Consider the following 25,714-nt stretch of genomic DNA (forward strand, 5'->3'; position numbering starts at 1 on the left):
CTATCGGGGTAACGAAATTCACTGACGCACGCCCGCGGTGCGGCCAGTTCGTCGTCGACAACGTCACCAAGCTCGACGCGATGACGCAGCAGCGGCACCGCATCACGATCAGCATGCATCACGCCGGACCAGAAGCCATGGCTCTCCCCGGTGCGGCCGATCTGTACCCGCTCCCGCAATCGGACTCGGGCCTGCTCCTCGATCCGCAGCCGGGTCACGGCCAGATGGCTACTGCCACCGGCGATCACGGTCGGCTCAGGATCCAGATCCTCTGGGACGGCGGCATTCAGGTGGTGGCACACCATCAGCATGTCGAGGTGTTCGTCAAGGGTATTGACAGTGTGCGGCCGGGTCGGGTTGGTGGAACTGGGCATGACGTTCGGATGGCTGGCGACGGTGATGATGTCCGGTGCATGCCCGCCGCCGGCCCCCTCTGTGTGGTACGCGTGGATCGCGCGGCCGGCGATAGCAGCCAGCGTGTCCTCGACGAAGCCCATCTCATTGAGGGTGTCCGAGTGCAATGCCACCTGCACATCGGCTTCCTCTGCCACCCGCAGGCACGCGTCGATGGTCGCCGGGGTGGTGCCCCAGTCCTCGTGCAACTTGAATCCCGCTGCGCCGCCACGCAATTGCTCCCACATGGAGTCGGGGTTGATGGTGTTTCCCTTGCCCAGCAAGAGGATGTTCATCGGCCAGCCATCTAGCGCCTGCAGCATGCGCCCCAAGTGCCAGGCCCCGGGTGTCACGGTGGTGGCCTTGCTACCCTCGGCCGGCCCGGTGCCACCACCGATCATGGTGGTGATGCCGCTGCCGATCGCCTCCTCGAGCAATTGCGGACAGATAAAGTGCACGTGGCAGTCGATGCCGCCTGCGGTCAGGATGCGGCCGTTGCCGGCGATGATCTCCGTGGACGGCCCGACCACCAGATCGGGGTGAACACCGGACATGATGTCGGGATTACCGGCCTTGCCGATCGCGGCGATACGCCCGTCCCGAATACCAACGTCGGCCTTGATGATTCCCCAGTAGTCGATGATGATCGCGCCGGTGATCACGGTGTCCGGTGCACCGTCGGCCCGCGTTGCGCGCGCCTGTCCCATCGATTCACGCAGCACCTTTCCACCGCCGAAAACCGCTTCGTCACCGGCCAATCCGGGGCCGCCACTGCGGTCCTCGGTGATCTCGATGATCAGATCGGTGTCCGCCAGGCGGATTCGATCCCCCGTCGTGGGGCCGAACAGTGCGGCGTAACGCGCCCGCGACAACGAACTCACTGGGCATCCAACTTTCCGGGCGCCTGCAACGACAGCCCGTACACCTCGCGGGTTCCGCCCAGCGGGACCAACGAAACCCGCTGGGCCACACCTGGTTCGAAACGAATAGCAGTGCCCGCCGGGACATCCAGCCGGTGACCGTGCGCGGCGACGCGGTCAAACTGCAGCGCCGAATTGGCCTGCGGCAGATGCACGTGACTGCCCACCTGCACCGGTCGGTCGCCGGTGTTGACGACGTCCAGGGTCAGCCGGGCTGCGCCGGCGTTGAGCTCGATATCGCCCTCGCCGTACAGGATTTCGCCCGGCACCAACGGTGCACCGTCAGTGGTCATCACCGGACCTCACGAAATCGGGTAATGGACGGTGACCAGTTTGGTGCCGTCCGGGAACGTGGCCTCGACCTGAACGTCTTCGATCATCTCGGGAACCCCGTCCATGACGTCGGTACGCGTCAGCACCTCGCGGCCACTGGCCATCAGCTCGACGACGGTGCGTCCGTCACGGGCGCCTTCCATCACAGGTGGTCGGTGATCACCGCGACCGCTTCGGGGTGGTTCAGCCGCAGGCCACGAGCCTGTCGTCGCCGGGCCAGTTCAGCGGCATACGAAATCATCAGGCGTTCTTGCTCATGCGGGGTCAGGCGCATAGGTGGCGATATTGCCAAGCGCACCTGCACGTGGCGATCTGGGCGCGTCTTGTATCGGTGACCGATACAAGACGCGCCGAAATCACCCCTCGATGTTCTGCAGGCGCACCTGCCCGCGCGCCACCACCCGGTCCTGCTCATCGGTGATGGTAACCAGCCACAACTGCTGACGCCGTCCACGGTGGATGGGCGTCGACACTGCGGTAACGGTGCCGGACTTGATGGCCCGCAGGAAGTCGGTGTTGTTGTTGACCCCGACCACGGTGCCGCCGCCATGCTCGCTGAGCCACATGTGCCCGGACACGCTCGCCAATCCCTCGACAATTGAGCAGTACACGCCGCCGTGCACGATGCCCCACGGCTGCAGGACCTTATCGGTGATGGTCAGTTCCGCTCGACCGCCGTCCGGACTGACCTCCAGGTACGTCAGTCCGATTTCGCTGTCGAAGCCCAGTCCCAGGCCCTCAGGTACCGATGTCGTCACATTGAGGTGTCTACACCAGAGGGGGCCCACGCCCCGACTCCCCCCAAAAAGTGAGCAGGCCCCGCACCACATGGATGCGGGGCCTGCCCTTCGAATGGACCGGGGGTCTCTGCAGCCCTCAGGACTCCGGCTCGGTCCGGTTGCTTTGGATGATTAAACAATAGGCAAGGCTTACCTTATTAGCAAGCCCTTGCCAGGAACTGCCTGCCCCGCACCGGTGCACCGAAGCCCATCAGGGCATCGAGCACCGCCTGCGCCCGACGCATGCCACCGGCCTCACCGACTCCTGCCAGCAGCGGCACCTGCGTCGCAGCCCCGACGGCCGCGCCTCCGACGATGTGCCACATCGAAGACACCGCGAGCGCACCGCCACTGACCTCGAACAATTTGCCGAACAACGGTTCGAGCGCACGGTGGCTGCGATGTGCGATCCAGGTCGCCAACGCCGCCTCTCCAGGAAATGCCACCACACCGTCGCCGTATCGACGGGTGGCGCGAACACCGCGCCCACCGAAGTGCGGATCGTCGGGCAACACCCGCAGCGTCGGGTCCACTACGCCGACCCAGTCGATGACGCCCTCGGAGTCGACGTGCACCCAAAGGTTCTCCAGTCCGGTATCCCAGGCACGCCCCTCCAAGGCCAGCAGCGGAACCACCCGCCCAACGACCACATGTGCCAGCGTCGCCGCCAACTGTTGCGCGGCAGCGGCCTTGCTACCCGAATCACCAACGGCCGCATCGAACATCGTGCGCAACCGGTCACCGGCCACCGCATCGGCCAGCGGCCACCACCGCCGACGAGAGATGTCACCCATCACCGCAACCCCATAGACCCGAGGGCTGTCCGGACACAGCGCGCGCAGCCGCGCGCTGGATTCATGCAGCGGCAGCATCCGCCGGATGTTCATCCCGGCGACCAGCGGGTCATCTAAAGCAAGGGCCACGAGCATCTCCCGTCAATTAGGTTAGCCTTACTATAGTAAGCAGGAAGCAGACGGAAACCCCGTGTGACCGGTCTCACAACCGTCAAAAAAACATGCCCTGACCGGGAACCGGCATCCCGGGGGCAGACGTTCACCCGGGTGGCGCGAATGGATACGACGCACGGTAGTAAATGCGTAGTACCCTGGACATATTGCCAGGAGAGTGAAACAGGACATGGCCAAATTGACGCGACTCGGCGAACTTGAACGCGAGGTGATGGATCACCTCTGGTCCTCGCATGAGCCCCAGACGGTTCGTCAGGTGCATGAGGCTCTTGCTGCACGTCGCGACCTTGCCTACACCACGATCATGACCGTGCTGCAACGTTTGGCGAAGAAGAATCTGGTGGTGCAGCACCGCGATGACCGCGCCCACCGCTACGCACCGACGCACGGCCGAGACGAGCTGGTCGCCGGCCTCATGGTCGACGCACTCGACCAGGCCGCCGACTCCGGCAGCCGCGTCGCAGCCCTCGTTCACTTCGTCGAACGGGTCGGCGTCGACGAGGCCGATGCGCTGCGGCGGGCGCTGGCCGAACTGGAAGCCAAGCACCGGATGCCACCGGCGACTGGCAATTCGGGCACTGCCTGAGAGACACTAAGCGCGTGTCCGCGCTGGCCTTCACCCTCGTTGCGCTAATGCTCGTCGGACCCGTACCTGCTCTGCTGGCGCGCTCATCGTGGCCGCAGCGCGCTCCCCGGGCCGCCGTCGTGCTTTGGCAATCGATCGCGCTGGCCGCCGTTCTGTCCGCATTCAGTGCCGGCATCGCCATCGCGAGCAGGCTTTTCGCACCCGGACCCGACGGGCGGCCCACCGCCACCGTCTCCGGTGAGATCGATGCACTCGGCTGGCCACTGTGGACCCTGCATGTGGTGGTTTTCGGCCTCACGCTGGTCATCGGCGCTCGCCTGGCCGTCGCCGTGGTGCAAGTCGCCATCGCTACCCGCCGCCGACGCGCCCACCACCGGATGCTCATCGACCTGCTCGACCGTTCCAGTCAGGCCGCTACCCCTGCGGTCACCAAAACCTGGCGACACCGCTACCCGACCAGCTACGGCCTGCGCATTCTGGATCTCGAACAGCCACTGGCCTACTGCCTGCCGGGTGTCCGCGGCCGAGTCGTGCTCAGCGAAGGCGCCCTGAAGACCCTGCGCGACAACGAGATCACCGCCATCCTCAGCCACGAGCACGCGCATCTGCGGGCCCGCCACGACCTGGTGCTCGAGATGTTCATCGCCGTCCACGCCGCATTCCCCCGCTTCGTCCGCAGCGCCAGCGCCCTCGGCGCCGTCCAGTTACTCATCGAACTGCTGGCCGACGACGCCGCGGTGCGCACCGCAGGTCCCACCCCACTGGCCCGCGCTCTGGTGGCCTGTGCGGCCGGGCGGGTTCCCAAGGGCGCACTGGCCGCCGGCGGCCCGACGACGGTGTTGCGGGTGCGGCGTCTGGCCGGCAAACCCAACAGCCCGCTGCTGGCGGCCGCTGCATACCTGGCCGCCGCCGCAGTCCTGGTTGTTCCGACTGTCGCGATGGCCGTGCCCTGGCTCACCGAATTGCACCGGTTGTTCTTCTCGTAGACTTTGCAGTCGGGCGCCGCCCCAACGGTGACGGTGCGACCGCAGCGACCTGCCGCTAGTCCGAAAGCCGTTGCGCCACAACCAAACAACGAAAGGGCATCCTGTGAGCTCGTCGGATACACCGGATAGTTCTGCAACCACCGCCACCGCCCAGATCGGGGTCACCGGCCTGGCCGTGATGGGCTCCAACATCGCCCGTAACTTCGCGCACCACGGCTACACCGTCGCGCTGCACAACCGCTCGGTGGCCAAGACCGACGCGCTGATCGCCGAACACGGCTCCGAAGGGTCCTTCGTCCGCACCCAGACCATGGCCGAGTTCGCGGCCGCCCTGGAGCGCCCCCGCCGCGCGTTGATCATGGTCAAAGCCGGCGATCCCACCGACGCCGTGATCGACGAACTCTGCGAGGTCTTCGAGCCGGGCGACATCATCATCGACGGCGGCAACGCGCTCTACACCGACACCATCCGCCGGGAGAAGGCCGTACGAGAGCGCGGCCTGCACTTCGTCGGCGCCGGCATCTCCGGCGGTGAGGAAGGCGCGCTCAACGGCCCGTCGATCATGCCGGGTGGCCCCGCCGAGTCCTACAAGTCGCTGGGCCCGCTGCTCGAAGAGATCTCCGCGCACGTCGACGGCGTGCCGTGCTGCACCCACATCGGCCCCGACGGCGCGGGCCACTTCGTCAAGATGGTGCACAACGGCATCGAGTACTCCGACATGCAGCTGATCGGCGAGGCCTACCAGCTGCTGCGCGACGGACTGGGCATGGGCGCCGCCGAGATCGCCGACGTGTTCGCCGAGTGGAACAAGGGCGACCTGGACAGCTACTTGATCGAGATCACCGCCGAGGTGCTCAAGCAGGTCGACGGCAAAACCGGCAAGCCGCTGGTCGATGTCATCGTCGACGAGGCCGAGCAGAAGGGCACCGGCCGGTGGACGGTGAAGTCCGCGCTTGATCTGGGCGTCCCGGTCACCGGCATCGCCGAAGCCGTGTTCGCCCGCGCGCTGTCCGGTTCGGTCCCGCAGCGTCGCGCCGCCGCCGGCCTGGCCTCCGGTGAGCTCGGCGCAAAGCCCAGTGACGCAAAGCAATTCATCGAGGACGTCCGGCAAGCGCTATACGCGTCGAAGATCATCGCCTACGCCCAGGGCTTCAACCAGATCCAGGCCGGCAGCGACGAATACGGCTGGGGCATCACCCCGGGTGACCTGGCCACCATCTGGCGTGGCGGCTGCATCATCCGGGCCAAGTTCCTCAACCGGATCAAGGAGGCCTTCGACGCTGAGCCCGGCCTCGCCTCGCTGATCGCCGCGCCGTACTTCCGCGACGCCGTCGAATCGGGCGTCGACGGCTGGCGCCGCGTCGTGGTCACCGCCACCCAGCTGGGTATCCCCGTCCCCGGCTTTTCGTCGTCGCTGTCCTACTACGACGGGCTGCGCATCGAGCGGCTGCCCGCGGCCCTGACGCAGGGGCTGCGCGACTTCTTCGGCGCCCACACCTACGGGCGCACCGACGCCGACCCCGCCGCCAGATTCCACACCCTCTGGAGTGGCGATCGCTCCGAGGTTCAGGCGTAGCAATCGCCCGCGAGCTGGGAGTACCTCCCGCTTGAAGGCAATCCCCGACCTGCCCCTTTCCTGAGGAAAGGGGCAGGTTTGCGACTGCTCGGCAGCACAGGCGAGCCACTAGGCTGATTGTGTGCAGTTTCTCACCGGGCACTGTCCCCCATACGATCTGACCTACAACGACGTCTTCGTCGTCCCGAACCGCTCGGATATCACCTCGCGGTTCGACGTTGACTTGTCGACCCGGGACGGCACTGGCACCACCATCCCGGTCGTGGTGGCCAACATGACCGCGGTCGCCGGCCGCCGGATGGCCGAGACCATTGCCCGCCGCGGCGGCATCGTGGTGCTACCGCAGGATCTGCCGATCGAGGTCGTCCACCAGACCGTCGACTTCGTCAAGAGCCGTGACCTGGTCGCCGACACCCCGGTGGTGCTGACGCCGGAGCACTCGGTATCCGACGCGCTGGCGCTGCTGCACAAGCGGGCGCATGGCGCGGCCGTGGTTCTGCAGGACAGTAAGCCTGTCGGGCTGGTCACCGAGGCCGGTTGCGCCGGTGTGGACCGCTTCGCCCGGGTACTCGACGTCGCCATCACCGATTTCGTCACCGTCGCGGCCGGCACCGACCCACGCGCGGTGTTCGACCTGCTCGAGCACTCCCCGATCGATGTCGCCGTGCTGACCAACGCCGACGGCACGCTGGCCGGCGTCCTGACCCGCACCGGCGCCATCCGAGCCGGCATCTACACCCCCGCCGTCGACGCCAAGGGCCGGTTGCGAATCGCCGCCGCGGTGGGGATCAACGGCGACGTCGGGAGCAAAGCCCGCGCTCTTGCCGAGGCCGGGGTGGACGTCCTGGTGGTCGACACCGCGCACGGCCACCAGGGCAAGATGTTCGACGCGCTCGGCGAGGTGGCTGCCTTGGACCTGGGCCTTCCGCTGGCTGCGGGCAACGTGGTTTCCGCCGAGGGCACGCGGGATCTGATCAATGCCGGCGCTTCGATCGTCAAGGTCGGCGTCGGCCCCGGCGCCATGTGCACCACCCGAATGATGACCGGGGTGGGTCGGCCGCAGTTCTCCGCGGTACTCGAATGCGCTTCGGCGGCAAGGGAACTCGGTGCTCATGTGTGGGCCGACGGCGGGGTCCGGCACCCGCGCGACGTGGCTCTTGCGCTGGCCGCCGGCGCTGCGAACGTGATGATCGGGTCGTGGTTCGCCGGCACCTACGAATCACCCGGCGACATGCTGGCTGACCGCGACGGCCTACCGTACAAGGAAAGCTTCGGCATGGCGTCCAAGCGCGCTGTCGCCGCCCGGACCACCGCAGACAGCGCCTTCGAACGCGCCCGCAAGGCGCTCTTCGAGGAAGGCATCTCGTCGTCGCGGATGGCGCTGGACCCCGTGCGCAGCGGCGTCGAGGACCTGCTGGACCACATCACCTCCGGCGTGCGCAGCACGTGTACGTACGTCGGGGCGGCGAACCTCGCCGAACTGCACGAGAAGGCGGTACTCGGCGTCCAGTCCGCCGCCGGGTTCGCTGAAGGACACCCGCTGCCGACTGGCTGGTGATCGACTCGGCGACGCCGCCAAATCCCGACCGGCACCTGCCGACCAGCTACTATTACGGGTGAATTGTCGATTCACCGAAAGGGACCACGTGCCGCAGGCACCCGTTGGGGCACCAGCAGCCCCGAGCCCGGCGGGGGCATGCCAGGACGAATGTACGGTTCCCGCCGACCCCGAGCCTCCCAGTAGCGGGCCGGGCAGAGCGCCCGGCGCCCCGATCGGCGGTACACCGTGACCAGCGCCGTGACAGTCCTCAGCCTGTTGGCCTTCGTGCTGCTCACCCTTGGCACCGCGATGTTCGTCGCGGCCGAATTCTCGCTGACCGCGCTGGAACGCAGCACAGTCGAAGCCAACGCGCGTGACGGCGGTCGACGCGACCGCATCGTGCGAGCGGCCCACCACAACCTGTCGTTCCAGCTGTCCGGTGCTCAACTGGGAATCTCGATCACCACCCTGGCCACCGGTTACCTCGCCGAGCCCGTCGTCGCACGGCTGCTGCATGGCCCACTGCTGGCCGCCGGCCTGCCGCAGCGGTTCACCGAACCGGTGGCACTGGGTCTGGCGCTGCTGATCGCCACCTCGGCATCGATGGTGTTCGGCGAGTTGGTGCCCAAGAACATCGCAGTGGCCCGCCCGGTGCCCACCGCGCGCGCGACCGCACCATGGCAGTGGTTCTTCTCCACGCTGCTGTCCCCCGCGATCAAGGTCACCAACGGCACGGCCAACTGGGTGTTGCGCCGACTCGGTGTCGAACCGGCCGAAGAACTGCGCTCAGCGCGCTCTCCCCAGGAGCTGGTGTCGCTGGTGCGCACCTCGGCCGAGAGCGGTTCATTGGACCAGCAGACGGCCGAATTGATCGACCGCTCACTGCAATTCGGGAGCCGCACGGCCGAGGAACTGATGACGCCACGATCCAAGATCGAGTCGTTGGAGGTAGGTGACACCGTCGCCGATCTGATCGAAACGGCCATCCGCACCGGCTTCTCGCGCTTCCCGATCGTCGCCGGCGACCTCGACGAAACCATCGGCATGGTGCACGTCAAACAGGTCTTCGAGGTGCCCGCCGAACGCCGCACCATCACCCGGCTGGCACAACTGGCCCGGCCTGTCCCGACGGTTCCCTCGACCCTCGACGGCGATGCGGTGATGACGCAGATCCGGGCCAACGGCGTCCAGATCGCGCTGGTGGTCGACGAGTACGGCGGCACTGCCGGAATCGTCACCGTCGAGGATCTGATCGAGGAGATCGTCGGTGACGTCCGCGACGAGCATGACGACGCCACCCCGGACGTGGTCGAGGTGCGAAACGGTTGGTTGGTCTCCGGTCTGCTGCGCATCGACGAGGTCGATACCGAGACGCCGTTCCGGGCGCCCGAGGGTGACTACGAGACCATCGGTGGCCTGGTGCTCAAAGAGCTCGGCCGTATCCCCGAGGCCGGTGACACCGTGGTGCTCACCGAGTTCGATCCGGACAATTCGCACGGCGAGCCGGTGCACTGGCAGGCCACGGTGATCAGGATGGACGGCCGGCGCATCGACCAGCTGGAGCTCACTGAACTCGGCACGGCGAAAGACGGCGCCGATGAGTGACTTCTACGGTGTGCTCCTTACCGTGCTGCTGCTGGGCGCCAACGCATTCTTCGTCTGCGCCGAGTTCGCCCTGATCTCGGCCCGCCGCGACCGCCTGCAGGCGCTCGCCGAGCAGGGCAAGCGCAGCGCGGTGACGGTGCTGCGGGCCGGTGAGCGACTGTCGCTGATGATGGCCGGAGCCCAACTGGGCATCACCATCTGCTCCATCCTGCTGGGCCGCGTCGGCGAACCTGCCGTGGCGCACCTGCTGTACGCGCCGTTCAACGCCATGGGGCTGCCCGATTCGGTGTTGCATACGGCGTCGTTCGTCATCGCGCTGTCGGTGGTCGTGACACTGCACGTGCTGCTCGGCGAGATGGTGCCCAAGAACATCGCCATCGCCGGTCCGGAGAAGGCGGCCATGCTGCTGATCCCGCCGTACCTGGTGTACATGAGCTTCGCCCGGCCGCTGGTCCACTTCTACAACTGGTGCGCCAACACCACCCTGCGGATGATCGGTGTGGAGCCCAAAGACGAACTGGACGTGACGGTTTCGACCGTCGAGCTGTCCGAGATGCTCACCGAGTCTCTGACCGAGGGGCTCTTGGACCCCGAAGAGCACGTCCGGCTGACCCGCGCCCTGCAGATTCGGACCCGGGCGGTCAGCGACGTCGCGATCCCACTGCAAGAAATCCGCGCGGTGCCCATCGCGGCCCCCGGTTCCGGGCCCACGGTTGCGGCGATCACCGCGGCGCTGCGCGAGACCGGCTACTCGCGCTTCCCGGTTACCGATGGCTCCAGCGCGTACCTGGGTTATCTGCACATCAAGGACGTGCTGACCCTGATCGACGACGACGATGCCGTGCTGGACCGCTCGATGGTGCGCCCGTTGCCGATGGTCGCGTCCACCCTGCCGGTGCCCGACGCGCTGTCCTGGTTGCGCCGCAACAACAGTCACCTGGCGCTGGTCACCACCGACGGATTCGTCACCGCGATGGTAGCGCTGGAGGACTTGGTGGAGGACCTGGTCGGCATCGTCCGTGATGGAACACACCGTGTCTGAGCACGTGACGGAACTCACCGTCCTGGATCAGGACGTCTGGCAAGCCCGTGAGCAGCGCTTTCAGGACCGCGTCGAAGGGTTCCTGGCACCACACGAAGACCGGATGCGAGCCGGCGTACCGCACCCGGTGTGGGACTTCCTGTTCACCTACTACAGCCTCAAACCCCGTCAATTGCGGCGCTGGCATCCGGGTTTCGGGGTGGCCTTGCGCGGGCCGTCGGCGCGGCGTTTTCTGGACCGCGCCGGCTACCGCAGCTGCGGCGATGTGCTGACAGTCGATGGCGAGTTCCTGGCGGCCCGCCGGGACACCGTGGCGTTTGTGGCCGAGTTGCTGGCAGCGACGGCAGCCAGGCCGGCCCGGCTCAGCTGCTTCGGTCTGCACGAGTGGGCCATGGTCTACCAGGCCCCGCAGGTACGGCACCAGCGCGTGCCGCTGCGGTTGGGCTCCTCCGGAACGGACGCCGTCGTCGAGTCGATGCCGTTGCGCTGCAGCCACTTTGACGCTTACCGGTTCTTCACCGAGTCGGCGGTGCCGCTCAACGCCGAATCGCTGAGCCGAAACACCCAGTCGGCCAGCGAACAGCCGGGCTGCGTGCACGCCAACATGGATCTATACAAGTGGAGCTATAAGCTGGGCCCGCTGATCGAGTCGAACCTGGTGATGGACTGCCTGGACCTTGCTGCGGACGCCAGGTTGCTGGACATGCGGGCCAGCCCCTATGACTTGAGTGGCTATGGCATCGAACCGATCACCATCGAGGCCGCCGCCGGGCGGTCCGAATACGTGCGCTGCCAGCAGGTCATCGCCGATCGCGCGGGCCCGCTTCGGGACGTGCTGGTCGAACGATGCCGGAGTCTGCTTGCACGGGACCGCGATTACCCACGGGTAAGCTTGATCGACGCTTCTTAGGAGGAAATACAAATGACTGATCGTGTGACGGTGGGAAATCTGCGGGTTGCCCGCGTACTGCACGACTTCATCACGAATGAGGCCCTGCCCGGTACCGGGGTGGACCCGGACACCTTCTGGGCAGGCGTGGACAAGGTCATCACGGACCTGGCGCCGCAGAATCAAGAGTTGCTGGCCCGCCGTGACGACCTGCAGGCGCAGATCGACAAGTGGCACCGTGCCCGGGTCATCGACCCGGTCGACACTGACGAGTTCAAGAACTCCTATCAGCAGTTCCTCACCGAGATCGGCTACCTGCAGCCCGAACCGGCGGACTTCACCATCACCACGTCCGGCGTCGACACCGAGATCACCAGCACCGCCGGTCCGCAGCTTGTGGTGCCGATCCTCAACGCGCGGTTCGCGCTCAACGCCGCCAACGCCCGCTGGGGTTCGCTGTACGACGCGCTCTACGGCACTGACGTCATCTCCAACGAGGGCGGCGCCGAAGCCGGCGGCGGCTACAACCGGGTGCGCGGCGACAAGGTGATCGCCTACGCCCGCAAATTCCTGGACGAGGCCGTCCCACTGGCGTCCGGCTCGTGGTCGGAGATCACCCGCCTGAAGATCGACGACGAACATCAGCTGGTCGCCGAACTCGGCGACGGCCTGTCGGTCGGATTGGCCACCCCCGAAGGGTTCGTCGGCTACACCGGCGAACTCAGCCACCCCCAGTGGTCGGTGCTGCTCGAGCACCACGGCCTGCACATCGAGATCCTCATCGACCCCGAGTCCCCGGTCGGCGCCACCGACAAGGCCGGCATCAAAGACGTGGTGCTGGAGTCCGCCATCACCACGATCATGGACTTCGAGGACTCGGTGGCCGCGGTCGACGCCGACGACAAGGTGCTGGGCTACCGCAACTGGCTCGGCCTGAACAAGGGTGACCTGGCCGAAGAGGTCAGCAAGGGCGGCAAGACCTTCACCCGCACTCTGAACGCGGACCGTACCTTCACCACCCCGAACGGCGAGGGCGAGCTGACGCTGCCCGGTCGCAGCCTGCTGTTCGTCCGCAACGTCGGTCACCTGATGACAAACGACGCCATCGTGGATGCCGACGGGAAGGAAATTCCCGAGGGCATTCAGGACGCGCTTTTCACCGGTCTGATCGCCATGCACGGCCTCAAGTCCTCCAAGGAGAACGGTGAGCTGACCAACAGCCGCACCGGCTCGGTGTACATCGTCAAGCCGAAGATGCACGGCCCCGACGAGGTCGGCTTCACCTGCGAGCTGTTCAGCCGCGTCGAAGACGTGCTGGGCCTGCCCGAGGCCACCCTCAAGGTCGGCATCATGGACGAAGAGCGGCGCACCACCATCAACCTCAAGGCGTGCATCAAGGCCGCCGCCGATCGCGTGGTGTTCATCAACACCGGCTTCCTGGACCGCACCGGCGACGAGATCCATACCTCGATGGAGGCCGGCCCCATGGTGCGCAAGGGCGCCATGAAGGCCCAGCCGTGGATCAAGGCCTACGAGGACGCCAACGTCGACACCGGCCTGGCCGCCGGCTTGGCCGGGCGGGCGCAAATCGGTAAGGGCATGTGGGCCATGACCGATCTGATGGCCGACATGGTGGAGCAGAAGATCGGCCAGCCGAAGGCCGGTGCGACGACTGCCTGGGTGCCGTCACCGACCGCAGCGACCTTGCACGCCATGCACTACCACCAGGTCGACGTGGCCGCGGTGGACAAGGAACTGGCCGGCAAGAAGCGCACCACGCTGACCGAACTGCTGACCATCCCGCTGGCCAAGGAGCTGGCCTGGGCGCCGGAGGAAATCCACGAGGAGGTCGACAACAACTGCCAGTCGATCCTGGGTTACGTGGTCCGCTGGATCGACCAGGGCGTCGGCTGCTCCAAGGTGCCCGACATCCACGACATCGCACTCATGGAAGACCGCGCCACCCTGCGTATCTCCAGCCAGCTGCTGGCCAACTGGCTGCGCCACGGTGTCATCACAGAGGACGACGTGAAGGCCAGCCTGCGCCGGATGGCCGCGGTGGTCGACGGACAGAATGCCGGCGACTCGTCCTACCTGCCGATGGCACCGGACCCCGAGGGAAGCATCGCCTTCCAGGCAGCCGAGGAACTGATTCTGCGAGGAGCAGCGCAGCCCAACGGTTACACCGAGCCGATCCTGCATCGCCGCCGACGCGAGTTCAAGGCCGCCCACGCAGACCGTTCGTGACCGGCTGAGCGCCATCATCGATGATTGACATTCGGCGGGTCCGTATCTTCGGACACGGGCCCGCCGAACGCACGCCGAAACCAGGAATGGACACCTATGGGTAGACACAGCGCTCCCGACGACGAACCGGACGAGCTGGACGACGAAGCACCGGGATCCGGTGCTGACCCCGGCCGAAATACCGGCGGCGCAACAGGTTTCCGTGGGTCCGATGACTGGGCTTCAGCTCCCCGCGGTGGCTACGGTCCGAGTGGTCCTCCGCGACCGACCGGTCCGGTTGGTCCTATGCGACCCACCGGTCCAACTGTTCCTGCGGGACCGACCGGCCCAACTCCTCCTAAAGCGCCCACTGGCGCAACAGGTCCCACCATGCCCACGGGCCCAACCGCTCCGCAAGGACCCGCTGGCCCGACTCCCCCTAACGGGCCCACCGGCCCGACGGCTCGCCCGGGCCCCACCCCGCCGCCCAGCGTGGCCGACGACTACACCTACGACACCGGTCACAGCTATGACGCCGGGCATGAGTATGACACCGGCCACGACTACGACGACTATGGCTACGACAGCGACGAGCATTACGACGCCGACCAGCACTATGACAATGGTCGCGGCGCCGATTACGGAGGTCGTTACGCCGGCAGCCAGCATCGCGATGCTGACCAGAACTACGAGACTGACCATCTTTTCGACGATGGTTACCAGCCCCACCCCGACGATCACGATGACATCGATGGTCCCAATTGGGATGCCGACGATGACCCGATGGACGGATCCGATACCGCGACACAGACTTTCGCGGCCGTACCGAGGCGAGCCGAGGGGCCTGCGCACGGCGGTGAGTGGGACGGCGGCGAGTGGACCGGCAGCCACCGGGCAGTCCAGTCAGGCCGGCGCGGCGTCAGCGTCGGTGTCATCGCCGCCCTGGTCACCGTCGTGGTCGTGGTGGCCGCCGTCATCCTGTGGCGCTTTTTCGGTGACGCGCTGTCCAACCGCAGCCGCGAGGCGTCGGCCCGGTGTGTGTCCGGCGCAGTCGACGTAGCCGTGCTGGCTGACCCGACCATCTCAGACCAGATCAGCTCGCTGGCCGGTAAATACAACGAGACCGCCGAGCCCATCGGCGACAAGTGCGTCAAGATCGCCGTCAAATCTGCTGACTCGGACGCCGTCATCAGCGGATTCGCCGGTAAATGGCCGGCCGAACTGGGGTCGCGTCCGGCGCTGTGGGTTCCGGCCAGTTCGATCTCGGCTGCCCGGCTGGTAGCGGGCGCCGGTGAGCAGGCGGTCAGCGGCGACAGCAAGTCGCTGGCCAGCTCCCCCGTGCTGCTGGCGGTTCGACCACAGCTCAAAGATGCTCTGTCGCAACAGAATTGGGGAACGCTGCCGACGCTGCAGACCACCCCGTCTGCGCTCGACGGGCTGAACCTGGCCGGCTGGGGGTCGCTGCGTCTGGCAATGCCCACCATCGGCAATGCCGATGCCAGCTACCTGGCGGGCGAGGCCATCGCGGCTGCAGCCGCAGCCGGCGCGCCACCCAACGCCGGTGCGGGCGCGGTGCACAAGGTGATGCACGCTCAACCCAAGCTCGCCGATTCGAAGTCCTCGACCGCCTTCGACGCGCTGGTCTCGGCCGACGACCCCGCGACCGCACCCGTGCATGCCGTGGTAACCACCGAGCAGCAGCTGTATCAGCGGTCGTTGCACACCGACAATGCCAAGGCCAAACTGGCCGCGTGGCTTCCGGGAGGTGCTCCCGCGGTCGCCGATTACCCCGCGGTCCTGCTCGGCGGCGACAAGCTGTCTCATGAGGAGAGCAGTGCGGCAAGCGAATTCGAACGGTTCCTGCTCAAGCCGGAACAACGTGCCGAGCTGGCCAAGGCCGGGTTCCGGACCGACGGCGGCGAGGCGCCGAAGAACGACGTGGTGAACCTGGGCTCCATTCCCGACGCGCTGTCGATCGGCGATGCCGCGACCCGCGCCACACTGGCCAACGCCGTGGGCGGCACCGGGCAGTCCTCAGCGGTGACCATCATGCTGGACCAGTCCATGCCGACCCAAGAAGGTGGCAAATCCCGGCTGGCCAACGTCACCGCCGCGATCACCGATCGCCTGAATGCCATGCCGCCCAACAGCTCGGTGGGGCTGTGGACGTTCGACGGCGTCGCCGGGCGTTCCGAGGTATCGGTGGCGCCGCTGACCGACGGCAACGGTGGGCAGTCGCATCTGAATCAGCTCAATTCCGACCTGCAGAGTCAGAGCGCCTCGGGCGGCGGTGCCGTCTCGTTCACCACGCTTCGCATGCTCTATACCGATGCTGTGTCGAATTACCGTGACGGCCTGACCAATTCGATTCTGGTGATCACCGCCGGTCCGCACACCGACCAGTCCCTGGACGGCCCCGGACTACAGCAGTACCTCAAGTCGGCCTTCGACCAGGCACATCCGGTGTCGATCAACGTGATTGACCTCGGCTCGGACCCGGACCGGTCAACCTGGGAGGCCGTGACGCAGATAACCGGCGGCACCTACTCGAAGGTGACCAGTTCGGCCAGCCCTGAACTGGCCGCGGCATTGGCCGGCGTCCTGACCTAACGAGCCCTGAAGGCTCACGACCGACGAACGCATACCCTCCCGGGCGGTCCCTCGAAAGTTCGAAGGACCGCCCGTCGGAAGGTCAGGCGAAGGCCTCGATCGGCGGGCACGAGCACACCAGATTGCGGTCACCGAACGCACCGTCGATCCGGCGAACCGGCGGCCACACCTTGGGCCGGAAACCCTTGCCCAGCGGGTAGGCGGCCTGCTCGCGGGTGTACGGATGCTTCCAGTCGTCGACCAGCAGGCACTCGGCAGTGTGCGGTGCGTTGTGCAGCGGGTTGTCGTCCGCCGGCCAATCTCCGGATCCGACCTGGTCGATCTCGCGCTTGATCGCGATCATGGCCGCGATGAATGCATCGACCTCGGCCAGGCTTTCGCTCTCGGTGGGCTCGACCATCAGCGTGCCGGCCACCGGGAAACTCATGGTCGGTGCGTGGAAACCGTAGTCCGCCAGGCGCTTTGCCACGTCGTCCACGGTCACACCGGTGTTTTTGGTGATGGCCCGCAGGTCAAGGATGCACTCGTGGGCCACCATGCCGTTCTCGCCGGTGTACAGCACTGGGTAGTGCTCATCGAGCCGCCGGGCCAGGTAATTGGCCGACGCGATCGCGGTCAGGGTGGCTGCGCGCAGGCCCGGGGCGCCCATCATCCGGATGTAGGCCCAGGTGATCGGCAGGATCGAGGCCGAACCGTACGGCGCCGCCGACACGGTGTGGTCGTCCGACAGTTCCGCGGCCAGCGGGTGACCGGGCAGGTACGGCGCCAGGTGCGAACGCACAGCTACCGGCCCCACACCCGGACCACCGCCACCGTGCGGGATGCAGAAAGTCTTGTGCAGATTCAGGTGGCTGACGTCGCCGCCGAACTTGCCCGGCCTGGCTAGGCCCACCAGTGCGTTTAGGTTGGCGCCGTCGACGTACACCTGGCCGCCGGCGTCGTGCACCGCGGCGCAGATGTCGGCGACGTCATGCTCGTAGACACCGTGGGTGGACGGGTAGGTGATCATCAGCGCAGCCAGGTCACTGGCGTGCTCAGATATCTTGGCCCGCAGGTCATCCAGGTCGACGTCGCCGTTCTCCCGGCAGGCGACCACAACCACCCGCATGCCGACCATCGCCGCCGACGCGGCGTTGGTGCCGTGCGCGCTGGACGGGATCAGGCAGATGTTGCGACCGGATTCACCACGGGCCTCGTGGTAGGCCCGAATGGCCAGCAGACCGGCGTACTCCCCCTGCGAACCGGCGTTGGGCTGCAAGGAAACCGAGTCGTATCCGGTGATGCTGGTCAACCAGGACTCGACCTGCTCGATCAGCGTGCGCAGCCCGGGGGTGTCCGAGGCCGGCGCGAACGGATGCTGGCGGGAGAACTCGGTCCAGGTGATCGGCTCCATCTCGGCTGCTGCATTCAGCTTCATGGTGCACGAACCCAACGGGATCATGCTGCGGTCCAGCGCGACGTCCTTGTCGGCGAGCGCGCGCAGGTAGCGCATCATCTCGGTCTCGGTGCGGTACCTGGAGAACGCCGGGTGGGTCAGGAAATCTGAAGTGCGGGTGTGGATTTCAGGTCCGGTCCAATGATGCCCGCCGCGAGTGGCGCCGAAAGCGGCCAGTAGCGCGTCGACGTGCTCGGCGGTGGTCGCCTCGTCGCACGACACCGAGACATGGTCGGCGTCGACCAGCCACACGTTGATGCCACGCTCCTTGGCCGCCGCCCGGACCTGTTCAGCAGCACCAGGCACGCGCGCCAGAACGGTGTCGAAGAATCCGTCATGCACCACCTCGATGCCGGCCGAGGCCAGCCCGGTGGCCACCGCCACCGCATGGCCGTGCACCCGGTTTGCGATCGCGGTTAGGCCGCGGGCACCGTGGTAGCTGGCGTACATCGCGGCAATCACCGCGAGCAGCACCTGGGCGGTACAGATGTTGCTGGTCGCCCGGTCCCGGCGGATGTGCTGTTCACGGGTCTGCAGCGACAGCCGGTACGCCGGCGATCCGTCCGCGTCGACCGAGACACCGACCAGTCGGCCCGGCAGCTGGCGCGCATGCTTGGTGTGCACGGCCAGGTAACCCGCGTGCGGGCCGCCGAATCCCATTGGCACACCGAATCGCTGGGTGGTGCCGAAGGCAACGTCGGCGCCGATCTCTCCCGGCGGGGTAACCAGCGTCATGGCCAGCAGGTCTGCACCCACGGCCACCAGAGCGCCGCGCTCGTGAGCCTGCGCCACCAGCGCCGACCACTCAGTGATCACACCGCTGGCGCCAGGCAGCTGCACGATGACGCCGAAGAAGTCACCATTTGGTAGACCGTTGCGCAGATCGGCTGTGACGATCTCGATGCCCAGCGGCTGAGCGCGGGTAGCCAGTATCGCAGCGGTCTGCGGATAGATGTCGGCGTCGACGGCAAGCCTGTGCCGATCCCCCTTCACCGACCGGTGCATCAGGGTCATGGCCTCGGCTGCCGCGGTGCCCTCGTCGAGCATCGAGGCGTTGGCGATCTCCAGGCCGGTCAGATCGGTGACCATGGTCTGGAAGTTCAGCAGCGCCTCGAGGCGGCCCTGGCTGATCTCCGGCTGGTACGGCGTGTAGGCGGTGTACCAGGCAGGGTTCTCAAGAATGTTGCGGCGCAATACCGGAGGGGTGAGCGTGTCGTAGTAACCCTGTCCGATCATCGAGACCGCGACGGTGTTGGAGTCGGCCAGTGCCCGCAGTTCGGCCAGTGCCTGCTCTTCACTGGCTGGGGCGGGCAATTCGTCGAGCCCGGGCGCCATACCAGCGGCTGACAGGACATCGAGAATGCCTGCCGGCAGCGCCTTGGCTGCGAGCTGCTCCAGTGAGTCGACGCCGATGACGTTGAGCATGGTTTCGATGGCGGCCGCATCAGGCCCGATGTGACGGTCAGCGAACCGCGGCTGATGGTGCTCGGCGGACGGACGGGATGGGATACCGGACACGACAAACCCCTTTGGGAGCACGGGGTTCCGAAGGGCATGCCACGGAACCGCCTGCGGTTCCTCCCCCTCTGTCGTCGGTGCCTGAGAGATTCGGCCGACGCGCCAGCCTTTCCCCATGGGCGGGCGAGCACGTGCTCACCACTTTCCAGAGGCATCGGGGCCCGGCGCGGTCCGGGGGCCTGAGAGGTTGACGGAGAGGTGTTGCTCCTTCGGCGCCCGTGGCTGGCTGCCACGGATCTCTCCCGCGCAAGGACGATGCGCGCGCCAGTCTACCGGCCCGCCGCAGTGCCCCGCGCACAGACGAAGAGGGTCAGCCGATCTTGCGGTCGCGCTGCTTGCGACGCGAAGCCAGCTCGTCCTCGGGTGCGGCAATGGACTCGCCGCCGTCGGCCCGCTCGCCGGGGAAGTCGGCGATGGCACCGGTCAGTTCACGCATGGCGCCGGAAACCGCAATGCCGAATACGCCCTGACCGCCCTGCAGCAGGTCGACGACCTCTTCGGCGGACGTGCACTCGTACACCGTGGTGCCATCGGAGAACAGGGTGATGTTGGCCAGGTCCTCGACACCGCGCTGGCGCAGGTGGTCCACGGCGACGCGGATGTTGTGCAGCGAGATGCCGGTGTCCAGCAATCGCTTGACGATCTTGAGGACCAGGATGTCCTTGAACGAGTACAACCGCTGGCTGCCCGAGCCGGCCGCACCGCGGATCGACGGCACCACCAGCGAAGTGCGGGCCCAGTAGTCCAACTGGCGGTAGGTGATACCGGCGATCTGGCAGGCACTCGGCCCGCGGTAACCGATCAGTTCGTCGGGTACCGAATTGTCGGGGAACAACCCCGGCTGCACCGGTTCTGGCACCACCACCGGGGTGGCCTGCTCAGGCGTGCCGCTGGTCGTCAGATCCGACTGCTCTTGACGTGGCGTGTCGCCCACTGCATGTCCTCTCGCCGATCGAACTTGCCCTGTGCCCGGCGGCGCTTGGTGCTGCCCGGCAGGTTTGCGGTGAGGCCCGAATAGGTTGAGCATACGCTTCCTGCCGGGTCCCCTCAGCCCGTAGTCACATGAGGAAAGTATGAGCCTGTGAAGGCCCGAAGCCCACGCGGCGCACCGTGTGTCGACACGCGCTGACCCAGTTGAGACGCATCCGTGACAATGTGCGGGACGCCACCGGAGCGACTGCGCGATCGTGCCTCAGGTGGCTTTGAAATCGTCGGGCGAGATGCTGTCGAGGAACTCCTTGAACTTCTCGACCTCGTCCTCGCGCACCGCGCCGGAAGCCTCTTCGTCCGACTCATCCGGGATCAGCAGACCGGCCTCGGCCAGCACCGCTTCCTCGACGTAGATAGGCACTCCCATACGCAGCGCGATGGCCACCGAGTCCGACGGCCGCGCCGATACGGTGATATCGCGATCGAACACCAAGTCCGCGTAGAAGGTGCCTTCCTGCAGATCAACGATACGAACCTCGCGCAACGAATGACCAAGGGCCGCAATGAGATCGCGGATCAGATCATGGGTCAGCGGGCGGGCCGGGGTCACGCCCTGCTGCTCCAGCGCGATGGCCTCGGCCTCGGACTTGCCTATCCAGATCGGCAGGTAGCGGTCGCCATTGGACTCACGCAACAGCAGCACAGGCTGGCTCTGCGGTTGCTCCACGCGAATGCCGACCACACGAACCTCACCCATCTGTGCCTGCCCTCCGCAACCATGTGCCCTAGACCAAAGCGAGTCTAGTCCTCAGCGGTCGAGAACGTCGCGCACCGCGGACTTGATCAACGAGGTGTGCAATGTGATCGCCAATGCCGCCACTTCGCGGGCCAGGTCATCGGCGCGGTCCTTGGCCCCGGTCTTGCCCACCTTGCCGATGGGTCCGGCGATCTGCGCGATCAGATCCGACTGACGGTCGGCCGCCGACCGGAAGGCCCGCAGATGCCGGGGCTCGACACCGAAATCGGCCAGTGCATGGGCACATTGGGCGATCACCACGGCATGTTCGTCGAAGAAGCCAGCCGGTCCAGGAGTGATCACCCCGTTCTTGACAAGGGCGGTCAGCAGCTCTGAGCCGACACCCGACCTCGACAGCAGATCTTCCCGGCTGAGCCGGACCTGTGCCGGCGCCACATCCGCCGACCTGCCAGGCTGCCCACTGCCGAGTTCGGGCACCAATTTCGGTACGCCATAAGCAGATCCGGCCGCCGGTAACTCGCCGTCGGGTTGTGCATCCAACTGCGCTTTGATGACCTTAAGCGGCAGGTATTGGTCGCGCTGAGCGGTCAGGATGAACCGCAGCCTGGCGCAGTTGTAGGCGGTAAACCGCCGGTAGCCCGACCCCGTGCGCTCGGGGGTGACCAGACCTTCGTCCTCCAGATACCGAATCTTGGAGATCGACAAATCCGGGAAGTCGGGTCGTAGCAGCTCCAGTACCGCTCCGATCGACATCCCGGCCGGTGCATGGCGGTCGGGCTGCGTCATGTCGGGCGGACGCTAGCTGGCGGCGCCGTCGTCGGTCTTGGGCCCGGTCAGGAAAACCAGCCGGAATTTGCCGATCTGGACCTCGTCGCCGTTGGCCAGCACGGCGGAGTCGACCGGTTCGCGGTTGACGTAGGTGCCGTTGAGGCTGCCCACGTCGACCACCTGAAAATCGCCGGATTCCAACCGGAACTCGGCGTGCCGTCGACTTACGGTGACGTCGTCGAGGAAGATGTCGCTGTCCGGATGGCGACCAGCGGAGGTGCTCGGCTGATCCAGCAGGAATCGCGAGCCCGCATTGGGACCGCGCTTGACCACCAGCAGGGCGGACCCGACGGGCAGCCCCTCAACCCCGGAGACAGCGCTGCCGCCGCCGGTCGTGGCCGGGGCATCGAGCTCGTTGAGGAAATCCGCGCGGAAGACCGAAGTCGTTTCCACCGTTACTTCCTCGGAGCCGTGGTCAATCCCCGAACCGCTGTCCTTCTCCGTCACGCGCTGCTCCTCACTGGCCGCTGTGGCGTCCTCTGGGCGACCGACCGGCGGTATTGCCAGCAGTCATTCAATTCCGCGTACGTCTCACCAATGACCGTACCGCGCAGTGTGGATAGTTGTATCCACCACCGCCGGATCTGCCGCGGCGACTTTAGTGCCGCTGCGGCCCATCCGGACCGCAGCACCTTAACAAAGTTCTTACTCGTCCAAGGTTGCCCGGTAGGCCTCGGCGTCCAGTAGTCCGTGCAGGGCGTCATCCAATTCAGCAGCGTCGGCCTGCAGCTCGATCAGCCAGCCTGCGCCGTACGGATCGGAGTTGACCAAATCCGGTGAAGCCTCCAAATCACCGTTGACCGCAACGACTTTCGCGGCGATCGGCGCGTAGAGCTCCGAGGTCGTCTTGGGTGACTCGACCTCGCCGAACGTGTCACCCGCCGCGAGCACGGTGCCGACCTCGGGCAGGTCGACGTACACGACGTCACCGAGCGCGCCCTGCGCGAAATCGGTGATGCCGACCCGAACGGTCTCGCCCCGACGGCTCACCCATTCGTGCTCAGCGGTGTAGTAGAGATCGGCTGGGGTTTCGCTCACGGTGCTCCTTGGTCCTTGCAAGATGGGTGATTGGACGACGGGTCAAAAAATAGCCCGACTGGCGGTTACTTGACTGGCTGAGCGTATTGGCGCGGTTTCGGTTGCCGCAAGGCACTGACGGTAATGGTGTCAGCCTGTTGCACGGTCATTTTGCCGCCCACGCGTTTGACGCTATCCATGGCGCCGCCGGGGATGTTCATGGCCGCCGCCAAAGTCGGCGGGTCGCCGATCGCCAGGATGGTGTAGGGCGGATTCATGGTCACGTTGTCGACCGACAAGGCGCCGGCAACCCCGGCTATCCACGTCGACACCCCCACCCGGACCGCGGTCTGCTGATCGCCCTGCCCGACCCGGATCTCGATGGCCTCGGCGCCGGCGGCTCGCAGTTCGTTGATGACGTCCAGCATGGTCTCCGGTGACACGCCGGGAGCGATGTCCTCGATGGTTATCGAGACGCCCGGGCCGGTTGCGGCGACGGTGCCTATCAAGATGGACAACGCGCTCAGCCGCGCCTGCGCATTCTGGATCGCAGCCTGATCATTGCTGCCCGAGGTCTGCAGAGCCGACAGCGTTTTCTGCAGATCGGCCACCTCGGTATTCAGCGCCGCCTCGCGCTGCTGCAGCGAATCCAGCAGCACCAACAGGTCGGCCGGGCGAGCCCTGTCGAGATTGTCGCCCGATTCGGTCTGGCGCACCTGTGTCACGATCGCCACACCGAGCAACGCGCACAACAGCACCCCGAGCGCGCCGAACATCCATTGTGACCGGGTGCGCCGCAGGCGGGTCGCGACGCCGGCCGGCATCTCATGCCGACCGTGAGCCTCCTCGCCGCCGTCCTTGTGCGCAGCAGGCTCGTGCTCGTCGTCAGCCATGTCGATGCACCGTCACGCCCCGAACAACCGACGCCGAAGTGCCGCCGCATTGCCGAAAATCCGGATACCCAGCACCACGATGATGGCGGTGGTCAGCTGCGTGCCCACCCCCAGTTGGTCACCGACATAGACGATCACCGCAGCCACCAGGACGTTGAACACGAACGAGATCACAAACACCTTGGCGTCGAAAATCCGCTCCAGATAAGCCCGCAACCCACCGAAGACGGCGTCCATGGCCGCCACCACCGCAATGGGGAGGTACGGCTGAACCACCTCGGGCACGCTGGGGTGAAATATCAGCCCCAGCACGATGCCGACCACCAGTGCCGCAATCCCGATCATGTTCCCGACCTCACTTTGCCCCTATCTGTCTGGCGAAGTTGACATCTCGAACCGAGGCGGCCGGTACCCGGAGGGCGTCGCCGACCTGGGTACTGACCCCTACCCCATATGCATCGGCCAGTAGCGTCAGCCGCTGCATGGCCGGGCTGCTCTCGAACACATCGTGCAAGGAATGCGGTGGCCCGATGGCCACAATCGCATACGGCCCGGAAATCGGCTGGTTGTCGACCAGGATTCCGCCGCCGGCCTGTCGGATCGTCACGTTGGGGCCGATCCGGACCCCGCCGACCGAGACCGCCTCGGCGCCGGCCACCCACAGTGAGTTGACCACCAGTTGCAGATCGCGGTCCAAGATGACCTGGCGGCTGCCGGCCACCCGCTGTTTGGACACGTCGCTCAGGTTTCGCGCCGGACCCGGCTCGGTGAGGGTGATGGTCAGCCCCGGACCCGATGCTGCTGTGGCCGACGCGGCGGACTCGGCGCGATCCAAGGCATCCAGCAGTTGGCGGCCCTGGGCGTCACCCGTCAACCGACTGCGCCGCTCTGCTTCCACCTGATCGGCCAACGTGTCGCGATGCGCGGTGCTGTCCCGGGTCCGGTCTTCGGCAGCGCGAGCGCTGGCCGACAACACGTGCTGGGTCCGAGTGGTCGCCGGGGCACCGGACTTCGCCTGGGCCGCGGCGATGCCGAACACCGCCGTCACGGCCGCAACTCCGAGCACCAGCCAGACGCGGTCGACGATCATGCGACGCGGGGCCCCGGCCTCCCGCCGCGCGGCGGCGGCCGCGTAACCGGGGTCAAGGTGGTCGGTCAGCAGCGAGCGCAGCAGCGACGGCACCGGGATCCGCTCCGGAGCATCAGCGACGTGGCTGTTGCTCCCTGCCTCCGGTCGGTAACCGCCGAGCGCGCGATCTCCCCGGCTCTGTTCAGCCACCGGCATGCACCCTGGGTAGTTTCCGCAGCACCAACCGGACCTGCAGTAGGTACAACACCCCTGTCCACAGGTACATGGCCATGCCCCACCACAGGAAGGCCCAGCCGCACGCCAGCACCACCCGACTCCACAGCTCAGGCCACTGCCCCAGTAGCACCAGCGGGAAACCGGACATCAGTGCGAAGGTCGCGGCCTTGCCCAGGTAGGTCACCGGCAGTGCGGTCAGACCCCGGCTACGCACCAGGGGCAGTGCCGCGGCCAGCGCCACATCCCGTCCGACGAGCAGCAGGACGAACCACCACGGCACGATGTGGGCGGCGGCCATCGCCACCGGCACCATGACCATGTAGATGCGGTCCACCAGCGGATCGAGCAATTCGCCCAGCCGCGACGACTGATTGGGCACCAACCGGGCGATCTTGCCGTCGGCCCAGTCGGAGAACCCGCTGAACATCAGCACCGCCACCGCCCAGCCCCACGAATGCGCCACCAGGAGCAGGTACAGGAAGACCGGAACCAGCAGCAGCCGCAGAGCACTCAGTGCGTTGGGTACCGTCAGCACCCGGTCGCGCGCATCGTCTCCCGGCTGCGGGCCCATGGATGT

22 protein-coding genes, 2 pseudogenes and 1 riboswitch are annotated in these 25,714 nt (G+C 66.6%); of the genes and pseudogenes, 9 read left to right on the top strand and 15 right to left on the bottom strand.

The window, feature by feature from the left end:
- Nucleotides 1-164: 164 nt before the first annotated feature.
- From M2432_RS20690 to M2432_RS20710, 5 genes and pseudogenes are all read right to left on the bottom strand, one after another.
- Nucleotides 165-1,274, bottom strand: a pseudogene (locus M2432_RS20690) (urease subunit alpha); the annotation flags it as partial.
- Nucleotides 1,271-1,585 (bottom strand): urease subunit beta, encoded by a 315-nt coding sequence (locus M2432_RS20695; protein ID WP_280828809.1) that lies wholly within the window; start codon nt 1,583-1,585, stop codon nt 1,271-1,273. The pseudogene M2432_RS20690 and the gene M2432_RS20695, both read right to left, overlap by 4 nt.
- Nucleotides 1,586-1,615: 30 nt before the next feature.
- Nucleotides 1,616-1,920 (bottom strand): annotated as a pseudogene (locus tag M2432_RS20700) (urease subunit gamma).
- A gap of 82 nt (nt 1,921-2,002) precedes the next feature.
- A complete protein-coding gene (locus M2432_RS20705; protein WP_280828712.1) occupies nt 2,003-2,404 on the bottom strand; it encodes a PaaI family thioesterase in 402 nt (133 codons plus the stop codon).
- Between the two features lie 179 nt (nt 2,405-2,583).
- Nucleotides 2,584-3,348 (bottom strand): iron reductase, encoded by a 765-nt coding sequence (locus M2432_RS20710; RefSeq protein WP_280828713.1) that lies wholly within the window; start codon nt 3,346-3,348, stop codon nt 2,584-2,586.
- Between the two features lie 214 nt (nt 3,349-3,562).
- On the opposite strand from M2432_RS20710, the gene M2432_RS20715 reads away from it, so the two are divergent.
- The 9 genes from M2432_RS20715 to M2432_RS20755 all read left to right on the top strand — a co-directional run bounded on the left by M2432_RS20715 (nt 3,563) and on the right by M2432_RS20755 (nt 16,453).
- Complete coding sequence (locus M2432_RS20715; RefSeq protein ID WP_280828714.1) at nt 3,563-3,979, top strand: BlaI/MecI/CopY family transcriptional regulator; 417 nt, start codon at nt 3,563-3,565, stop codon at nt 3,977-3,979.
- A 14-nt stretch (nt 3,980-3,993) separates the two neighbouring features.
- Complete coding sequence (locus M2432_RS20720) at nt 3,994-4,965, top strand: M56 family metallopeptidase (protein ID WP_280828715.1); 972 nt, start codon at nt 3,994-3,996, stop codon at nt 4,963-4,965.
- Between the two features lie 103 nt (nt 4,966-5,068).
- Nucleotides 5,069-6,541 (top strand): NADP-dependent phosphogluconate dehydrogenase, encoded by a 1,473-nt coding sequence (gene gndA / locus M2432_RS20725; protein WP_280828716.1) that lies wholly within the window; start codon nt 5,069-5,071, stop codon nt 6,539-6,541.
- A 121-nt stretch (nt 6,542-6,662) separates the two neighbouring features.
- Nucleotides 6,663-8,099 (top strand): GuaB1 family IMP dehydrogenase-related protein, encoded by a 1,437-nt coding sequence (locus M2432_RS20730; protein WP_280828717.1) that lies wholly within the window; start codon nt 6,663-6,665, stop codon nt 8,097-8,099.
- A gap of 228 nt (nt 8,100-8,327) precedes the next feature.
- Nucleotides 8,328-9,686: a hemolysin family protein gene (locus M2432_RS20735; RefSeq protein ID WP_280828718.1), complete on the top strand. Its 1,359-nt coding sequence runs from the start codon at nt 8,328-8,330 to the stop codon at nt 9,684-9,686.
- Entirely contained in the window at nt 9,679-10,728 is a 1,050-nt protein-coding gene (locus M2432_RS20740) for a hemolysin family protein (RefSeq protein ID WP_280828719.1), read from the top strand. The genes M2432_RS20735 and M2432_RS20740 overlap by 8 nt, the downstream gene beginning before the upstream one ends.
- The gene (locus M2432_RS20745) at nt 10,709-11,638 is read left to right on the top strand and encodes a 3-methyladenine DNA glycosylase (protein WP_280828810.1); all 930 of its coding nucleotides are present in this window, start codon (nt 10,709-10,711) and stop codon (nt 11,636-11,638) included. The genes M2432_RS20740 and M2432_RS20745 overlap by 20 nt, the downstream gene beginning before the upstream one ends.
- 12 nt (nt 11,639-11,650) lie before the next feature.
- Nucleotides 11,651-13,864 carry a malate synthase G gene (locus M2432_RS20750; protein WP_280828720.1) on the top strand — a complete coding sequence of 738 codons (2,214 nt, stop codon included), beginning with the start codon at nt 11,651-11,653 and terminating at the stop codon, nt 13,862-13,864.
- A gap of 369 nt (nt 13,865-14,233) precedes the next feature.
- On the top strand, nt 14,234-16,453 hold the full coding sequence (locus M2432_RS20755; RefSeq protein ID WP_280828721.1) for a substrate-binding domain-containing protein: 2,220 nt from the start codon (nt 14,234-14,236) through the stop codon (nt 16,451-16,453).
- Nucleotides 16,454-16,535: 82 nt separating this feature from the next.
- Here the strand turns inward: M2432_RS20755 and gcvP are convergent, their stop codons facing one another.
- From gcvP to M2432_RS20805, 10 genes are all read right to left on the bottom strand, one after another.
- Nucleotides 16,536-19,397 carry an aminomethyl-transferring glycine dehydrogenase gene (gcvP, locus tag M2432_RS20760; protein WP_280828811.1) on the bottom strand — a complete coding sequence of 954 codons (2,862 nt, stop codon included), beginning with the start codon at nt 19,395-19,397 and terminating at the stop codon, nt 16,536-16,538.
- A 166-nt stretch (nt 19,398-19,563) separates the two neighbouring features.
- A riboswitch (glycine riboswitch) is annotated at nt 19,564-19,661 on the bottom strand.
- 55 nt (nt 19,662-19,716) lie between these two features.
- A complete protein-coding gene (locus M2432_RS20765; protein WP_280828722.1) occupies nt 19,717-20,340 on the bottom strand; it encodes a MerR family transcriptional regulator in 624 nt (207 codons plus the stop codon).
- Between the two features lie 258 nt (nt 20,341-20,598).
- Nucleotides 20,599-21,093: a bifunctional nuclease family protein gene (locus M2432_RS20770; RefSeq protein ID WP_280828723.1), complete on the bottom strand. Its 495-nt coding sequence runs from the start codon at nt 21,091-21,093 to the stop codon at nt 20,599-20,601.
- Between the two features lie 51 nt (nt 21,094-21,144).
- Complete coding sequence (locus tag M2432_RS20775; protein ID WP_280828724.1) at nt 21,145-21,879, bottom strand: MerR family transcriptional regulator; 735 nt, start codon at nt 21,877-21,879, stop codon at nt 21,145-21,147.
- Between the two features lie 12 nt (nt 21,880-21,891).
- Nucleotides 21,892-22,368 (bottom strand): glycogen accumulation regulator GarA, encoded by a 477-nt coding sequence (gene garA, locus M2432_RS20780; protein ID WP_280828725.1) that lies wholly within the window; start codon nt 22,366-22,368, stop codon nt 21,892-21,894.
- 198 nt (nt 22,369-22,566) lie between these two features.
- Nucleotides 22,567-22,959: a glycine cleavage system protein GcvH gene (gcvH, locus tag M2432_RS20785; RefSeq protein WP_280828726.1), complete on the bottom strand. Its 393-nt coding sequence runs from the start codon at nt 22,957-22,959 to the stop codon at nt 22,567-22,569.
- A gap of 65 nt (nt 22,960-23,024) precedes the next feature.
- The gene (locus M2432_RS20790; protein ID WP_280828812.1) at nt 23,025-23,762 is read right to left on the bottom strand and encodes a DUF881 domain-containing protein; all 738 of its coding nucleotides are present in this window, start codon (nt 23,760-23,762) and stop codon (nt 23,025-23,027) included.
- A gap of 81 nt (nt 23,763-23,843) precedes the next feature.
- A complete protein-coding gene (locus tag M2432_RS20795; protein ID WP_280828727.1) occupies nt 23,844-24,176 on the bottom strand; it encodes a DUF1290 domain-containing protein in 333 nt (110 codons plus the stop codon).
- A 10-nt stretch (nt 24,177-24,186) separates the two neighbouring features.
- Entirely contained in the window at nt 24,187-25,110 is a 924-nt protein-coding gene (locus M2432_RS20800) for a DUF881 domain-containing protein (RefSeq protein WP_280828728.1), read from the bottom strand.
- Complete coding sequence (locus tag M2432_RS20805; protein ID WP_280828729.1) at nt 25,103-25,708, bottom strand: CDP-alcohol phosphatidyltransferase family protein; 606 nt, start codon at nt 25,706-25,708, stop codon at nt 25,103-25,105. The genes M2432_RS20800 and M2432_RS20805 overlap by 8 nt, the downstream gene beginning before the upstream one ends.
- Nucleotides 25,709-25,714 lie beyond the last annotated feature (6 nt).

The organism is Mycobacterium sp. OTB74, from assembly GCF_029892685.1.
In the GTDB taxonomy this organism is placed as follows: Bacteria; Actinomycetota; Actinomycetes; order Mycobacteriales; family Mycobacteriaceae; genus Mycobacterium.

What these genes read in the sequence shown, in the direction of transcription:
- M2432_RS20745 (WP_280828810.1), top strand. Translation starts at nt 10,709, where the DNA reads ATGGAACACACCGTGTCTGAGCACGTGACGGAACTCACCGTCCTGGAT.
- M2432_RS20750 (WP_280828720.1), top strand. Translation starts at nt 11,651, where the DNA reads ATGACTGATCGTGTGACGGTGGGAAATCTGCGGGTTGCCCGCGTACTG.
- M2432_RS20775 (WP_280828724.1), bottom strand. Translation starts at nt 21,879, where the DNA reads ATGACGCAGCCCGACCGCCATGCACCGGCCGGGATGTCGATCGGAGCG.
- M2432_RS20795 (WP_280828727.1), bottom strand. Translation starts at nt 24,176, where the DNA reads ATGATCGGGATTGCGGCACTGGTGGTCGGCATCGTGCTGGGGCTGATA.
- M2432_RS20805 (WP_280828729.1), bottom strand. Translation starts at nt 25,708, where the DNA reads ATGGGCCCGCAGCCGGGAGACGATGCGCGCGACCGGGTGCTGACGGTA.
- M2432_RS20790 (WP_280828812.1), bottom strand. Translation starts at nt 23,762, where the DNA reads ATGCCGGCCGGCGTCGCGACCCGCCTGCGGCGCACCCGGTCACAATGG.
- M2432_RS20770 (WP_280828723.1), bottom strand. Translation starts at nt 21,093, where the DNA reads ATGGGTGAGGTTCGTGTGGTCGGCATTCGCGTGGAGCAACCGCAGAGC.
- M2432_RS20755 (WP_280828721.1), top strand. Translation starts at nt 14,234, where the DNA reads ATGCCCACGGGCCCAACCGCTCCGCAAGGACCCGCTGGCCCGACTCCC.
- M2432_RS20740 (WP_280828719.1), top strand. Translation starts at nt 9,679, where the DNA reads ATGAGTGACTTCTACGGTGTGCTCCTTACCGTGCTGCTGCTGGGCGCC.
- M2432_RS20715 (WP_280828714.1), top strand. Translation starts at nt 3,563, where the DNA reads ATGGCCAAATTGACGCGACTCGGCGAACTTGAACGCGAGGTGATGGAT.